Raw genomic sequence first — 14,386 nt, forward strand, 5'->3', positions numbered from 1 at the left:
CTCAGGCACCCACCGGGTCGTGGCAGGAGACCAGCTTGGTGCCGTCCAGGAACGCGGCCTCGACCTGGAGCAGCGGCAGCATCTCGCGCACGCCGGGCATGACGTCGGCGTTGCTGACGACCTGCTTGCCGATCTCCATGCACTCGGCAACGGTGCGGCCGTCCCGGGCGCCCTCCATGATGGCCTCGCTGATCAGCGCGCAGGCCTCGCTGTAGTTGAGCTTGACGCCGCGGTCACGGCGTTTGCGGGCCAGATCGGCGACGACGTAGATGTAGAGCTTGTCCATCTCACGCGGGGAGAGATTCACGGGAACCACTCCTCCTTTCCGAGAAACCGACGAATTGCAAGTCCGATGAAATGCCGGGCAGTTGGGTGGCGGAATGCCGGGTTCAGGCGCTCGCGGGATCAGACCCGGCGCAGCCGGGGAATCACCGGTACCGCCGCCAGGAACAGCATGGTGGTCAGCACGAACGGCCATGTGAAGGCGTGGCCGCCGAACGGCGCGGTGATCGCGCCGAGGCCCGCGGTCAGCACCGCCGCGACGGCGGCGCCCAGCGCCGCGACCACGACCGTGACGGGGTGGCCCGGGCCGAGGAACACCGCGCAGCCGAGCGCCACCAGGCACCCGTTGTACCCGACCAGCCCGGCCTCGACGGCTTCCCGCCGCAGCCCGAGGCCGTACCCGACGGCGGTGGAGACGATGCTGCCGAGCAGGCTGCAGAGGCCGTACTGCCAGCCGGCGGCGAACAGTGCGGCGACGAAGAAGAGCCCGCACACGGCGGACGGCATGAAATCGACCTGGGCGACACCGCGCAGGACTTCGGCGACCAACTTGACGGATATCGGACGGGTGGCCCCGAAGGCCCCTTCCCCACCCTTTTGTTGACCCATGCAGCGCACCAATTCCCGGTACGTTCGGCGATTCGTTGGGAACCGTACTCCTGCGGATTGCCGACCGAAACGGGAACTGACGGTTATGCCAAATCCACGTAGCGTGACCACCGCCCCTCTGAGCTGCAACATTCTGTTGAATCAAGCTTCCGGACAGGCGCTTGAGGAGGGCAATTCTTTGCGAAGTTTTACTCACCGCTGACAGATGTCGGAATACGAGCACGCCGGCCAATATGTGACAAATTCCCGTCACCACGACAATGCGGACCCCCGAAGCCGTGAGAACACCGTGAAGCGCGGGAGGCGTGTGACGGAAACGTGCTGACTCCGGGGCGCAGCCGCGCCGGAGTCCGTCAGCGGGCTCCACAGGGCAGATGACACCCGAGGAACCGCTCTGCGGACTCCACCTCGAACTCGGGCACCGCCAGGTGGCCCCCGGGGTTGGCGTGCAGCGTCTTCTCCCGCGAACCCAGCGCGCCGTACAGCGCCAACGCCGCCTCGCGCGGCTGGAGTTCGTCGTCCCACTGGAGGACGAACCGCACCGGCACGCTCAGCCGCCCGGCCGACTCCACCAGCGAGGCGTGGCCCGCCAGCCCGAACACGGCGGCCCGGATCCGCGGTTCGACCGCCGCGAGCGGGATGCCGATCACCGTCCCGAGCGACAGCCCCCAGTACCCGACCGGCCCGAGGCCCTCGCCGTCCAGAGCCTCCAGCGCGTCCAGCACCGCCCGCCACTCCGGCACGGCCCGCTCCGCGAGCGCCGCCGTGTGCCGCGCCACCCACGCGCTGATCGGCCGCCCGGCCGCCAGCAACTCCCCGACCTCGGTGGCGAACCGCTCGTCCTGCGCGGTGCGCTCCCGCTCGCCATGCCCGGGCGCGTCGATCGCCACCGCCGCCCACCCGTACCGCGCCGCGCACCGCCGGGCCCGGTCCCGCGGCCCCAGCTTGTGCTGCCCGCCACCGTGCGCCAGCAGCACCAACGGCCGTGCGCCGAGGGCGGATCCGGCCGGGTGCCAGAGCACGCCGGGCACACCGTCATGGACGAAGCGGCGTTCCGAGACGCCGTCCGAGCTGGTCTCCGAAGTGAAGTGCACCCACCCATGATGGCGCCCGACACACGTTCGAGTCCGCTCTTTCCACCGCCTGGCCGGCAGTCGCCGGGGCGCGGCGCCGGCCTGTGGTTCGTGCCCGACTCCCGTAGCACACCGCCCCTTGAGACGATCATCCGCATGACCACCCCGCTCCTGCGCATCGACCGGATCCTCGGCGACCGCCCCTTCGCCGAGGTCGGCGAACCCGCCCTCGCCGTCGCCGACCAGCCCTGCGGCCTGCTGGCCGTGGCCGGATCCTGCGAACACCGGGTCGTCTCGCCGGTCGGCGTCTACGGCACCGACGACCTGACCTGCTGGGCCCTGCTCCACTCCCGGTACCCGGTGCACACGATGGCCTTCCACCCCGGGCTCCCGCTCCTGGCCGTCGGCACCGGAAGCTACGACGGCGGGTACCACTTCCAGGGCGAGTTGCTGCTGCTGGACCTGGAGACGGGCGCCGCCGACTCGCTCCTCGAGCACTGGGCCGGCCGGGAGGTGCTGGACCTGGAGTGGCTCGACGAACAGGCGCTGCGGGTGCTGATGTCACCACCGGACGACTGGCAGGACTACGAGGCGCACGTCAGCGGGCACGTCGCGGTGGTGCGCCGGCCCGACTGGCGGGCCGTGCCGCCCGGGTCGATCACCGCGGAGGAGCTCGCCGGCCCCCGGGTGCCCGCTCCGCGCCCCGACCGCCGGGAGGACGCCCGCCAGGCGCTGTCCGGGCTGAGCGCCGACTGGGATCCGCGGCACAGCGTCCGCGCGGTCGAGGAACTGCCGGACGGCAGGATCCTCGCCGCGCTCGACCCGGTCGTGCTGGAGTCCTGGCTGCCCTCGGGGGAACGGCAGTGGGCCGTGCCGGACGAGTGGAGCGGCCGCGACCTGGTGGTGGCCGGGGACGGGCGGTCGGCGTGGGCGGCCGGTCCGGTGCCGTGGGGGTGGGACGCGCCCGCGCAGACCGTGGTCCGGCTCTCGCTCACGGACGGCGCGGAACTCGGCCGGATCGAGCCCTCCGGTCCGGTGTCGCTGGTGCGGTGCCGGGACGGCCGGCCGGCGCTCGTCCCCGCTGGCGGCAACGGCGGGCGCAGCCGCCTGCACGTGCGACGCGGCAGCCGGGCCTACGTCCGGACGAGCGGCCGCACGGAGTGGCTCGCCACGGCCGGCCTGCCGAACCCTCGCCGCAACGGCCCGCCCGGCGAGGACCCGCACCAGCCCAGCCGGACGGCGTTCCGCCGGCAGTACCGCTACGCCTTCACGCCCGGCGAGACCCACTTCTCCGGCCCCGGCGTCGAACTCCCGGACGGCGGCCTGGTCCACGCCGGCACCGTGTACGACGGCCGCGGCCTGCAACCGGGCGGCTCGTTCGTGGTGCGGCGCGAGGCGGTCGGCGGCGCACCGCTCTGGGTCTTCCGGACCGACCGGGAGGCGACCGCGCTCGACGCCGACGAGCGCTTCGCGTACGTCGGCTACGAGGACGGCGAACTCGTCGCCCTCGACCTGCGGGACGGCACCGCCGTACGCCACCACCTCACGATCGGCGCGGTCACGGCCGTACCGACCGCCCTCACCATCGCCGGACCTGGACGGCTGCTCGTGGGCACGGGCGACGGCCGGATCCTGGACTGCTCGCTCGCCCAGGGAGCGCGCTGACGGCCAACTCGCCCATCATCGAACGGACTTCGGCGGGCTACTGCTCCCGAGCAGCGGCGGCTCGAGCCGCCCGGATTCCGGCGAACCGCCTACGACGGCGGAGCAGGAAGTCGGCCCCGCCGACTTCCTGCTCCGGGCCGCGCCCGCCCCTACCGCTCCGCCGACGACTCCCGCAGGAAGTCCGTCAGGAGCGCGGTCACCTCCTCCGGCCGTTCCAGGTTCGGGAGGTGGCCGGCCCAGGGCAGTTCGAGGTGCCGGGCGTTCGGGAGGAGGGCCGGGAGTTCGGCGGCGATCCGGCGGAAGTCGGGGAGGTCGTGGGCGCCGGAGACGGCCAGGGTGGGAGCGGTGACCCGGGTGAGGTCGACGTCCTCCTTGTCCGGGCCGCCCGTCGCCTCCAGCTGCACCTCGAAGTTGTGGCGCTGCATCCGGCGGACGAGCTCGCGGGTCTCCTCGTCGGCCTCCGGGCCCAGCCAGGTGCGGACGTTGAGTTCGACGGCGGCCTCGACCTCGCCCGCCTCGAGCAGTTCGTCCTCCTGCGCGCCGAAGGCGAGCAGGGTCTCGGTGGGTTCGTGGCCCGGCCGACCGGCGCCGAGCAGGGCGAGGGCCGTGACCGCCTCCGGCCGCAGGGCCGCCGCGGTGAGGGCGATCCGGCCGCCGTAGGAGGCGCCGATCAGGGCGGTGCTCCGGATGCCCAGGTGGTCGAGCAGGGCGAGCACGTCGGCCGCGGCGCCGTAGGGGCCGTCGGCGAGCGGGGTCTCGCCGTAGCCGCGGAAGTCGCAGCGGACGACGCGGTGCCCGGCGTCGAGGAGGGCCTGCCACTGCGGGTCCCACATCCGCCGGTCGCACACCGAGGAGTGCAGCAGCAGAACGGCCGGCCCGGTACCTGCATCGTCGTGAGAGAGGATCATTCGGCGGATCGTAGCCAGCGGGACCGCTCGGACGCGAGCCACTTAAGAGCGGGAATCCGATGGCGCGACCCGTCGCACCCCGGAGGGCATCGCGGCGTATCTCCGGCTTTGCCGTGAACAGTGGGAGACGGCCGCTCCAGGGGGCGATTCCTGACGTACTGACTCCACCTGTGGTGTGACGCGTGACTGGCGGTGGTGTGCTTCCGTGAAGGGGTGACGGTTCAGAGGACGCGGGCGCCGTGGGCGGTCCGGTGTGGATGGGGCGGGCTCGGACTGTTCCTGCTCGCCTGGGCGGTGTTCGAGGCGGTGAAGCACACGGGCCTGACGATCCCGCTCGCAGCGGCCGGCTTCCTCGTTCCGGTTGCCTCAACGCTCCTACCCAACAGCGAGCTTGCCCCCCGACTGCTCCTGCGGGGCTGGCTGCCGCTGGCCGTCCTGGCCGTCTGCACCGCCGTCCCCGGCCCGGCCGACGACACCGCCGCACCCTTCACCTTCGGCCTGGCCTGGCTGGCCCACCTCGCCCTGCGGCGCGCGACAGGGAGACGGGCGCGGGGAGCCGGTGGCGCCGACTTCCCGCTCCCGCTCAGCCGATCCGCTTCTCGAACCAGTGGTGGGCGTACAACTCGTCGTTGAAGGCGGGGACTTCGTGGAAGCCGGCGGAGTGGTAGAGGCCGATCGCGGCGGTGAGGGCCTTGTTGGTGTCGAGGCGCAGGACGGTGCGGCCGTGGTCCGCGGCCCTCGCTTCGAGTTCGGCGAGGAAGCGGCGGCCGAGGCCGAGGCCGCGGGCTCGGGGGGCGACCCACATGCGTTTGATCTCGGCGGGGGCGTCGGGCGGGAGTTTGAGGCCGGCACAGCCGACGGGTTCGCCGTGCAGGCGGGCGACCAGCAGGAGGCCGCGGGGTGGGCGGAGTTCACCGGCGTCGGGCAGGAGGCTGTGGGCGGGGTCGAAGCCGGTGTCGAAGCGTTCCTGGAGTTCGGCGTAGTAGGAGCGCAGGCAGTGCCGGGCGTCGGGGTGGTCCGGGTCGACGGGGTCGAGGGTGACGGTCGCGGCGGTGAGCAGCCGCTCGACCTCGGCCATGGCGGCGGTGAGCCGGGACCGTTGGGCGGTGTTGAGCGGTTCGAGGAGGGAGGCGGCGAGTTCGTCGCTGCGGGTGTCGAGTGCGGCGCGTTCGGTGCGGCCGGTGGCGGTGAGCCGGACGCTGCGGACCCGCCGGTCCTGGGGGTGGGGTTCGACGGTGACCAGGCCGGCGGTCTCCAGGGAGCGCAGCAGCCGGCTGACGTATCCGGAGTCGAGTCCGAGGCGTTCGCGCAACTGCCGTACGTCCTGGCCCTGTTCACCGATCTCCCAGAGCAGCCGGGCTTCGCCGACGGGCCGGTCCTGGCCGAGGTAGTGGTCGTGGAGCACGCCCACGCGTTGGGTGACGGTGCGGTTGAATCGCCGCACCTGCTGAATCTGCGCCGCATCCATTCTCTGACCTTAGTCAGGGAATTGCTGCGGCGCCAGGGGACGTCTCCTCTCAGCCCAGCAGCAGCTTCGCCGCGACCTCCGCACCGTCGGTGCGGACCTCGCCCGCGACGACCGCCGCACGCGCGCCGACCTCCGGCGTCAGGGCCTGCCCGAGGGCGGCGGACAGCGACTCGACCGTCGGGACGGCCCCCTCGTGGGCGACTCCGATGCCCAGCTCGGCGACCCGCCCGGCCCAGTACGGCTGGTCCACGATCTGCGGCACCACCACCTGCGGGGCGCCCGCCAGCGCGGCCGCGGTGGTGGTGCCCGCACCGCCGTGGTGGACGACGGCGGCGACCCGGGGGAACAGCGCCTGCTGGTTGACCTCGCCGACGGCGAAGCAGTCCGCCCCGCCGTCGGTCGGCGCCAGTTCGGCCCAGCCCCGGGCGAGCACGACGCGCCGCCCGTGCGCCCGGACCGCCTCGACGGCGACCCGGGCGGCGTCCGGCGCGCCGCGCATCGGCATGCTGCCGAAGCCCACGTACACCGGGGGCTCGCCCACGTCCAGGAACGCCGACAGGTCGGCGGGCAGCGGGCGTTCGTCCGCCAGCAGCCAGGCGCCGGTCTGCACGACCTCGCGGTCGGTGGACTGCCGCCAGGGGTCGAGCACCTGGTCCGTGGCCAGCCAGGCGCGGTCGGTGAAGACGTGGTCGCGCACGTTGTCCACGGTCGGCAGGCCGACCGACGCCCGGTGGGCGTTGACCTGCTCGCGGAACAGCGCGTTCATGGTCCGGATGTTGTCCTCCCAGAGCTCCCGGTTGTCGGTCAGCCCAGCCCGGTACGGCTGGCTCGGGTACTCGAACGGCCGGTGCTGCGGGGAGGGCAGCATGGTCGGCTGGAGGGCGACGCACGCGAAGCGCGCGCCCACCGACTCCGCTGCCGCCTGCGCCCCGGCCACGGCCGGGAAGATCCCGGTGGCCAGCACGATGCCGCCCGGCTCGGCCACCGCCGCGACCGCCTCGTGGAACTGCGCGACCAGCGCGGCCACCCGGCGGGGGAAGTCCTCCGGTGCCGGCGGCGTCCCGCTCACCAGGCCCCGCACCGAGCCCCCCACAGGCACCAGCTCGACGCCGACGGCGGCCAGCCGCTGCGCGAACTCCTCGTCCGGCGGCGCGCACACCCGCACCTGCGCGCCGAGTTTCCGCAGCTCCACCGCGAGACCCGCCAGCGGCTGGACGTCGCCGCGCGACCCGTACGTGGACAGCACCACTCGCATGTCGTCATTCCTCCCGTTCACCCAGGGACCGCCCTGGAGTTGGAGATTCTGCGACATGACCGGGGCCTTGCGGCAAGGCCCCCCGTGCGCTATAAGTTGAGAGTGGCGGAAAGCGCGTGCGGTCATCCGCGCAGGACGGCCACTACCTCCCCGACCAACTCCCGTGCCCGGTCCACCGTCGCGGTCAGCACCTCGGGGGTCTGCCCCGCAGCACCCAGCAGTCGACCCACCCGTGCCCCGAAGTCCGCTGGCACGCCGGGGAATTGTTCGGCGACGGCCAGCGCTCCCTTCTCGTTGAGGCACCAGCGGCGATCGCGCGCGTACAGCGCCTGCACCAACACGCCCATCGCCCGGGAGAGGCAGAGCGAGACGTACAGGGTGTCGCCCCGGGCCGCGCCCTTCGCCGCGACCCCGACCAGGAACTCCGCCTCCCACGCTCCACCCGTCAGGGCGTCGCGGAGCGGCTCCGGGTACCGGACGGTCTGCGCCTGGAGGGCGGCCAACTCCCCTGCGGGGTCGGCGAGTACGCGCCCGAGCGCGACCTCGCCGGGGTAGCACGGCGACCAGAACCCCAGCGGGTGACCGGCCTGCACCCCGACCTCGTACCGACCCGCCCGGCAGTCCGCCCACACCCGCTCGACCCGGTCGAGGTCCCGCAGGATCCAGTCCACGGCGACTCCGTCGACGCGCAGCCACGCCCCGCCGTTCACCCACGGCCCCCAGCCGCCCGGCCCGGCCACCTCCACCTCCGGCCCGGCCAGCGCCCGCAGCGCGGCGAGATCGGGCTCGCCGCGGTAGTAGACGCCGAGGTCCCAGTCCGACTCCGGCCGGTGCTCCCCGCGCGCCCGGCTCCCGCCGAGCATCACCCCCACCACGCCCGGTACGTCCGCGAGTCGGGCCGCCATCTCCTCGATGTGTTCGTCGATCCCTTGCATGACGGGCAGTCTGACGGCTGGACGGGCCGCCGGACCAGCGGATTCGCGCGGCGCGAGAATTCGGAGCGGGAAGTCGGCGCGGCCGACTTCCCGCTCCGGCGGCGTTCCCGGGAGCGCTCGGTCAGGCCTCGTCCGGTACGGGGACACCGAGTTCGGCCATCGCCTCCCGGAACAGCTCCTCCAGCTCGGCGGTCGGCTCACCCCGGCCCGCGAGGTTGCACAGGGCGGGCGAAACCTCGCCGACCGCCAGCAGTTCGGCGGCGGCCATCGGCAGGTCCTCGGGGAGCAGCTGACCGGCGGCGTACTGCCAGGCCAGGGCGAACACGGCGTCCATGGCGCCATCATGGCCCACCCCGGCCGCCCCCTGTCCGGGAATTCCGGCCGTCAGCGCCGGCCGCCCGAGCGCCGCAGCCACTCCTTCCCCTCGGGATCCTTCGGGTCGATGGACAACAGCAGCTCTCCCAGGGACCGCTGGGCCGCCGGGTCGCCCGCCCGGGCGCCGATCAGCAGCAGGTCGATCGCCCGCTGCGGCTCTCCGGCGTCCAGGCGTTCCTGGGCCTGTGCGTGCAGACCGACCGTGGCCCGGGAGAGCAGACTCCACATCTCCTCGGTCGTCTGGTCACCGCCCGTACGCGCCGCCTTCTGCTGGAGGACGGCCAGCAGGTTGTACTGCGCCTGCCAGTCGCCCGCCTCGGCCGACGGGCGCAGTACCGCCTCCGCGCCGTCCAAGTCGCCCGCGGCGCTGAGGGCGGCGCCGAGCACCGGGGTGAGCAGCTCCTCCCCCTCCGCGACCGCCCGGCGCAGCAGCGGCACCGCGGCCGCCGGTTGGCCTTCGGTGTACAGCCAGATCCCGGCGAGCTTGGCACCCCCGGCGCGCCCGTTGCGGCCGGCCTGCTCCAGCAGTTCCACGGCCCGCGGGGTGTCGCCGCGGTCGTGCACTCGCAGCGCCAACTCCCATGCGGCGTCGGCGATCCCGCCGTTCGCGGCGATCTCCAGCATGCGCTCGGCCTGCTCGCCCTCGCCGAGGTCCAGCAGCACCCTCGCCGCCCGGTGCGCGGCCTCGGCGTCGCCCTGCTCGGCCTTGGCGACGTCCCGGGCGACGTCCTCCCGGGTGGCCCGGACCTTGGCCATGTCGATGCCGAGGTAGTCGATCGCCTTCTGGTGGCCCGCCTCCGCGGCGCGCAGCATCCAGCGGGCGCCCTCCTCGCTGTTCTGGTCCTGACTCAGCAGGATGGCACCGAGGTTGAAGGTGGCCGAGAGGTGTCCACCGCGGGCGGCGCGGCGCAGGTAGTCGAGGCCCGTCTCGGTCTGCCCCAGTTTGAGCAGTCGGTCGGCGAGCCAGGCGGCCGAGTCCACGTCACCGGCGACGGCGGCCCGCTGGTGCCACAGCATGGCCTCCTCCAGCTTGCCCTGGTACTCGAGCATCCGCCCCAGGTCGGCCATCGCCTCGACGTCCCCGGCCTCGGCCCGGACCCGGAGGTCCTTGACCATCCGCTTGATCTCCTGCGGCGAGGCCTCGATGTGCAGGCGCATCCCGCCGCCGATGTCGAGCCCGGCCGGCGATGACTGCTTCTTCTTCCGCCCGAATATGCCCATGTGCCACTCCTGTTGACGTACCACGCACCCGAAGTACCTACCATCGGCCCTGCTGCTGGATCCATCAACTGCCAATCGGGCTCCGGTGGATCGAATCCACGGCTCCGCCCCGCAGCCCGGCCCGTCGAGGCCGCACCACGAGGTCGCGGACGTCCGGAGCCCCTACTTGATCCCGCTGAGGATCTGCTCGAGCACGGCCCGGTCCGGTGCGGTCGGGTCGTCGGAGGAAGTGCCGCCCGCAGCGGGGACCGGGTACCACCCGGGAGGCATCGAGTTGCTCACCGCCGTACGGCACCCGCCGGGGTCCTGCCGGGCGCCTCCGCCTCTCCTTCCGCCCGGCCCGCGCCTCCGGTTCCTCCCGCTCCTCCGGTACCTCCGGTACCTGCTCCTGCTCCTGCTCCCGCTCCCGCTCCTGCTCCCGCTTCCGCGACCAGACGGCACGCCAATTCCTCGGCCAGGCGCGCGACCTGGCCACGCCGGCGGCGGGCGAGGGCCAGTCCCAGGTGGCGGCGCGGGCTGGGGCCGGCCAGCGGCAGGGCGACCAGCTCCGGGTCCCGGGCCAGGCCGATCTCGGGGATCAGCGCGATGCCGATCCCGGCATGGACCAGCGACTGGGCGAAGTCGTAGTCCGTCGCCGTGCAGCAGATCCGCAGGTCGACGCCGGCCAGGTCGGCGTACCGGGCGAGCTGGCCGGCGGACTTGTGGCAGCCCAGGATCCAGCGCTGGTCGGCGAGTTCGACCAGGTGTGGCGCCTCGGGCCGGTCCCGGTAGCGGGCGGCGGCGGGGTGGAGGCGCGGCAGCACGACCCGCAGCGGGTCCTCGCCGAGCTTCGTCCAGTCCAGCCCGGACCGGTCGCCGGGGCGGGCGGGCGGCGGGCCCTCGAAGTGGTAGGCGAGGGCGAGGTCGGCCCGTCCCTCGCGGACGGCGGGCAGACTCTCCTCCGGTTCCGCCTCCAGGATGGTCAGCTCCACCTCCGGATGGTCGGCGGCGAAGCCGGCGAGCGCCGCGGGCAGCAGTCGTCGTCCGCCGCTGGCGAAGGTGGCGACGGTCAGGGCGGTCCGCTCGGCGGTCAGCCGGGCGATGCGCTGCTGGGTGTCGGTGAGTTCGGCGGCGATCGCGTCGGCGGCCTCCACCAGCAGCCGACCCGCGTCGGTGAGCGTGACCCCTCGGGTGGAGCGCTCCACGACGGGCGCGCCGAGGCCGCGTTCCAGCGCGGCGACCTGCTGGGAGACGGCCGAGGGGGTGCAGTGCAGCGCCAGGGCCGCCTGGTTGAAGCTGCCACGGCGGGAAACCTCCCGCAGCACGGCCAGTCGCTGGACGTCGATCAACAGTTCTCCTAATGACGATCCCGTCAGCTCGACACTACTGCTGATCGCCGATCCACGGCAGTCTGGCCCCCGTCGAAAGCGATGAGAAGGGATCGAGGGCATGGACGTGTGCGTGATCGGCGGGAGCCGCTACTTCGGCAGGCGGCTGGTCGAGGAACTCCGGGACGCGGGCGGGACGGTGACCGTCGTCAACCGCGGCTCGTCCCCCGCCCCGCACGGCGTGACCCACCTGCGCGCCGACCGCGACGACGAGGCCGCCCTGCGCACCGTGCTCGCCGACCGGCGCTTCGACGCCGTCATCGACCAGGTCTGCTACACGCCCGTCCAGGCCGCGATCGCCGCCCGGGTGTTCGCCGACCGCACCCCGCGCTACGTGCTCACCTCCACCGTCGAGGTCTACGCCCACCTCGGCCGGCCCGGCGGTCCGCCCCTCACGGAGGCGGCGCTCGACCTGTCGGCGGAGCCGGTGGACCTGCGACTCCCCTGGAGTGACCAGCAGTTCGTCGCGGACCACTACGCCGAGGGCAAGCGCCAGGCGGAGGCACTGCTCACCCGGCAGGCGTCCTTCGACGTCGCCACCGTCCGGACGGCGCACGTCCTCGGCGGCGCCGACTTCACCGGACGGCTGGCCCACTACGTCGAGCGGATCGGACGCGGCCTGCCGGTCGCCGTCCATGCCGCACCACAGCGCGCGTCCTTCGTCCACGAGGCGGAGATCGCCCACTTCCTGTCCTGGGCCGCGACGGCGGACTTCACCGGGCCGATCAACGCGGCCAGCCAAGGAACCCTGGACGCAAAGGAGTTGTGCGCGGCCGTGGGCCGGGTGACCGGCACCTCGCCCCGGCTGGTCGTCGGAGACGACGGGCAGCAGCCCTCGCCGTTCTCCTTCGACCGCTGCTACGCGATGGACACCGGCCGGTCGGGCCGTCTCGGCTTCCGCTTCTCCGCCGTCACCGACTGGCTGCCCCAGGCCATCAAGGAGGCCCACGCATGACCCCCGACCAGGCCACTCGGGCAACTGCCGCCACCCGCACGATCGGTGGCCGCACCGTCAGCGCCATCGGCCTCGGCGCTATGCCGCTGTCCGTCGAGGGCAGGCCCGACGAGGAACAGGCGATCGCCACCGTCCACGCCGCCCTCGACGCGGGCGTGACGCTGATCGACACCGCCGACTCCTACCACTGGCACGCGGACGAAGTCGGCCACAACGAGCGCCTGATCGCCCGCGCGTTGGCCGCTCACGGCGGCGCGGACGGCGTCCTGGTGGCGACCAAGGGCGGCCGGGGCCGCCCCGGCGACGGCAGCTGGACGGTCTGCGGCGACCCGCGCCACCTGCGCCGCGCCGCCCAGGCCTCGGCCACCCGGCTCGGCGTCGAGGCGATCGACCTCTACCAGCTGCACAAGCCCGACCCGGCCGTCCCGTTCGCCGAATCCGTCGGCGCGCTGCGCGACCTGGCCGACGCGGGCACAATCCGGATGGTCGGACTGTCCAACGTCGACGGCGAGCAGATCCGCGCCGCACGGGAGATCCTCGGCGAGCGCCTGGTCGCCGTGCAGAACCGTTTCTCCCCCGCCCACACCGCCACCCGCGACACCCTCGACCTGTGCACCGAACTCGGCCTCGCCTTCCTTCCCTGGAGCCCCCTCGGCGGCATCTCCCGCAGCGCCGTCGACGCCCCGGACAGCGACACCCCCTCGACGGACACCCCCTTCCACGCCCTGGCCCGCACCCGAGGCGTCAGCCCGCAACAGATCTGCCTCGCCTGGCACCTGGCCCAGTCCCCGGCCGCCCTCCCGATCCCCGGCGCCCGCCGACCCACCTCCATCCGCGACTCGGCAGCGGCAGCCGAGCTCACGCTGTCGACGGAGGAACTGGCCGAACTACACCTGTAGTACCGGCCGCGACGAACACTCAACACCCCGACCCACAGCAGGTGCACCTCGCCCGGCACCTGGCGCAGTCCGCGGTCACCCTCCCGATCCCCGGCACCCCGGGCGGCCCGCCTCCGCAACTGGCGACAGCAGCCGGGCTCGCGCTCTCGCCGGAGGAGCCGGCGGGACTACAGCTGCAGTAACTACAGCTGCAGTAACTACAGGTGTCGTGGAGCCTCAGGGGCGTGGGGGAATCCCTGTCGGCAGGATGTCGGCCGTCCGGCAGGATCGGCAGTGATCCGTGAGCGACATGCAGGCGGTCGCTGGAACCGTGGGCGTCGAGCTGCCCCGCAGGCAGCCGCAGCCGTCGTCACCAGCAAGGGAGTTCCGTCGCCGTGTCGTCCGCCCCCTCCATCACGCCCTGGAATGTCCACCGGCCGCCGCGCGCCGATGGCCGCGTCTTCCTCGTCACCGGCGGCAACGCCGGGATCGGGTACTTCGTCGCGGAGCAGCTGGCGGCCACCGGAGCGACCGTCGTGCTCGGCAGCCGGAACCCCGCGAAGGCCGGGGAGGCCATGGCTTCGATCCGTGCGCGTGTCACCGGCGCGCGGGTGCGGGCCGTCCGGCTGGACCTCGCCGACCTCTCCTCGCTGACAACGGTCGCCGACTCACTGGGGGTGGACCGCCTCGACGCGGTGGTCCACAACGCCGGTGTCGCGCTCGATGACCCGCCGCGCCAGGAGACCGTGGACGGTCACGAGCTCATGTTCGGCACGAACCACCTCGGGCACTTCGCGCTGACCCGATGGCTGATGCCGCTGTTGTCGGCCGCTCCGGCGGCCCGCGTCGTGACCATGGGCAGTTTCGCGGCGAAGTCCGAGCGCCTCGATCTGGACGACCTGCAGTCCCGGAAGGACTACCGGCCCAAGCGCACCTATGGGCGCTCCAAGCTGGCACAGATGTCCTTCGGCCTCGAACTCGACCGCCGCCTCCGCGCGGCCGGCAGCCCGGTGGCGAGCGTGGTGGTCCACCCCGGCGGCGCGCTGGACGCCCTCACCCCTTCACGGCCGCCGATCCACGTGCGGACGACCGCCGCGCGGCTGAGCGCGGCACCTGCGGCCCTTCTCATCCAGGGCAAGCACGCCGGCGCATGGCCCGCCGTACGGGCGGTACTCGACCCGGCCGTGCGCGGCGGCCAGCTGTGGGGCCCGCGTGCCTTCGGACTGCGCGGCGAGCCCCGACGTGAAGCGATGTGGAACCACCTCGCCGACACGACCCTCGCGGCAGGCTTGTGGGACGCCAGCCGCGACCTGACCGGCGTCGACCCCGGCGCCCTCCTCGGATAGTCCGGGCACCGCAGAACGCCGCGCCACCACAACCGGCCCCTGCCCGCCG

General features: G+C 73.4%; 14 protein-coding genes. 4 read left to right on the top strand and 10 right to left on the bottom strand.

Features of this window, described 5'->3' with window-relative positions:
• Position 1: 1 nt before the first annotated feature.
• The 3 genes from O1G21_RS09555 to O1G21_RS09565 all read right to left on the bottom strand — a co-directional run bounded on the left by O1G21_RS09555 (position 2) and on the right by O1G21_RS09565 (position 1,985).
• Positions 2-307, bottom strand: coding sequence for an urease subunit gamma (locus O1G21_RS09555; RefSeq protein ID WP_033349169.1), 306 nt, complete (start codon positions 305-307; stop codon positions 2-4).
• 98 nt (positions 308-405) lie between these two features.
• Positions 406-831 (bottom strand): urea transporter, encoded by a 426-nt coding sequence (locus O1G21_RS09560; protein ID WP_270142481.1) that lies wholly within the window; start codon positions 829-831, stop codon positions 406-408.
• A 413-nt stretch (positions 832-1,244) separates the two neighbouring features.
• Positions 1,245-1,985: a dienelactone hydrolase family protein gene (locus tag O1G21_RS09565; protein ID WP_270142483.1), complete on the bottom strand. Its 741-nt coding sequence runs from the start codon at positions 1,983-1,985 to the stop codon at positions 1,245-1,247.
• Positions 1,986-2,120: 135 nt separating this feature from the next.
• Here O1G21_RS09565 and O1G21_RS09570 point away from each other — a divergent pair, with 135 nt between their 5' ends.
• Entirely contained in the window at positions 2,121-3,629 is a 1,509-nt protein-coding gene (locus O1G21_RS09570) for a PQQ-binding-like beta-propeller repeat protein (RefSeq protein ID WP_270142484.1), read from the top strand.
• Positions 3,630-3,778: 149 nt separating this feature from the next.
• Here the strand turns inward: O1G21_RS09570 and O1G21_RS09575 are convergent, their stop codons facing one another.
• The 7 genes from O1G21_RS09575 to O1G21_RS09605 all read right to left on the bottom strand — a co-directional run bounded on the left by O1G21_RS09575 (position 3,779) and on the right by O1G21_RS09605 (position 11,119).
• Positions 3,779-4,537 (bottom strand): alpha/beta fold hydrolase, encoded by a 759-nt coding sequence (locus tag O1G21_RS09575; RefSeq protein ID WP_270142485.1) that lies wholly within the window; start codon positions 4,535-4,537, stop codon positions 3,779-3,781.
• Positions 4,538-5,120: 583 nt separating this feature from the next.
• Entirely contained in the window at positions 5,121-6,005 is an 885-nt protein-coding gene (locus tag O1G21_RS09580) for a bifunctional helix-turn-helix transcriptional regulator/GNAT family N-acetyltransferase (RefSeq protein WP_270142487.1), read from the bottom strand.
• Positions 6,006-6,054: 49 nt separating this feature from the next.
• On the bottom strand, positions 6,055-7,260 hold the full coding sequence (locus O1G21_RS09585) for a glycosyltransferase (RefSeq protein WP_270142489.1): 1,206 nt from the start codon (positions 7,258-7,260) through the stop codon (positions 6,055-6,057).
• A gap of 122 nt (positions 7,261-7,382) precedes the next feature.
• Positions 7,383-8,195, bottom strand: a complete 813-nt coding sequence (locus tag O1G21_RS09590) for a nucleotidyltransferase domain-containing protein (RefSeq protein WP_270142491.1) — start codon at positions 8,193-8,195, stop codon at positions 7,383-7,385.
• Between the two features lie 121 nt (positions 8,196-8,316).
• Entirely contained in the window at positions 8,317-8,529 is a 213-nt protein-coding gene (locus O1G21_RS09595) for a hypothetical protein (protein ID WP_270142492.1), read from the bottom strand.
• Positions 8,530-8,579: 50 nt separating this feature from the next.
• Entirely contained in the window at positions 8,580-9,791 is a 1,212-nt protein-coding gene (locus tag O1G21_RS09600) for a tetratricopeptide repeat protein (RefSeq protein ID WP_270142493.1), read from the bottom strand.
• Between the two features lie 278 nt (positions 9,792-10,069).
• On the bottom strand, positions 10,070-11,119 hold the full coding sequence (locus tag O1G21_RS09605) for a LysR family transcriptional regulator (protein ID WP_270142495.1): 1,050 nt from the start codon (positions 11,117-11,119) through the stop codon (positions 10,070-10,072).
• Between the two features lie 100 nt (positions 11,120-11,219).
• Here O1G21_RS09605 and O1G21_RS09610 point away from each other — a divergent pair, with 100 nt between their 5' ends.
• The 3 genes from O1G21_RS09610 to O1G21_RS09620 all read left to right on the top strand — a co-directional run bounded on the left by O1G21_RS09610 (position 11,220) and on the right by O1G21_RS09620 (position 14,337).
• Positions 11,220-12,113 carry an NAD-dependent epimerase/dehydratase family protein gene (locus O1G21_RS09610; RefSeq protein ID WP_270142496.1) on the top strand — a complete coding sequence of 298 codons (894 nt, stop codon included), beginning with the start codon at positions 11,220-11,222 and terminating at the stop codon, positions 12,111-12,113.
• Positions 12,110-13,012 carry an aldo/keto reductase gene (locus O1G21_RS09615; protein WP_270142498.1) on the top strand — a complete coding sequence of 301 codons (903 nt, stop codon included), beginning with the start codon at positions 12,110-12,112 and terminating at the stop codon, positions 13,010-13,012. The genes O1G21_RS09610 and O1G21_RS09615 overlap by 4 nt, the downstream gene beginning before the upstream one ends.
• Positions 13,013-13,386: 374 nt before the next feature.
• Positions 13,387-14,337 carry an SDR family NAD(P)-dependent oxidoreductase gene (locus tag O1G21_RS09620; protein WP_270142500.1) on the top strand — a complete coding sequence of 317 codons (951 nt, stop codon included), beginning with the start codon at positions 13,387-13,389 and terminating at the stop codon, positions 14,335-14,337.
• The last annotated feature ends 49 nt before the right edge of the window (positions 14,338-14,386 follow it).

Source organism: Kitasatospora cathayae (genome assembly GCF_027627435.1).
GTDB classification, from domain to species: domain Bacteria; phylum Actinomycetota; class Actinomycetes; order Streptomycetales; family Streptomycetaceae; genus Kitasatospora; species Kitasatospora cathayae.

Coding starts and splice junctions, on each gene's coding strand:
- O1G21_RS09570 (WP_270142484.1), top strand. CDS start 2,121: ATGACCACCCCGCTCCTGCGCATCGACCGGATCCTCGGCGACCGCCCC.
- O1G21_RS09575 (WP_270142485.1), bottom strand. CDS start 4,537: ATGATCCTCTCTCACGACGATGCAGGTACCGGGCCGGCCGTTCTGCTG.
- O1G21_RS09580 (WP_270142487.1), bottom strand. CDS start 6,005: ATGGATGCGGCGCAGATTCAGCAGGTGCGGCGATTCAACCGCACCGTC.
- O1G21_RS09585 (WP_270142489.1), bottom strand. CDS start 7,260: ATGCGAGTGGTGCTGTCCACGTACGGGTCGCGCGGCGACGTCCAGCCG.
- O1G21_RS09590 (WP_270142491.1), bottom strand. CDS start 8,195: ATGCAAGGGATCGACGAACACATCGAGGAGATGGCGGCCCGACTCGCG.
- O1G21_RS09595 (WP_270142492.1), bottom strand. CDS start 8,529: ATGGACGCCGTGTTCGCCCTGGCCTGGCAGTACGCCGCCGGTCAGCTG.
- O1G21_RS09600 (WP_270142493.1), bottom strand. CDS start 9,791: ATGGGCATATTCGGGCGGAAGAAGAAGCAGTCATCGCCGGCCGGGCTC.
- O1G21_RS09610 (WP_270142496.1), top strand. CDS start 11,220: ATGGACGTGTGCGTGATCGGCGGGAGCCGCTACTTCGGCAGGCGGCTG.
- O1G21_RS09615 (WP_270142498.1), top strand. CDS start 12,110: ATGACCCCCGACCAGGCCACTCGGGCAACTGCCGCCACCCGCACGATC.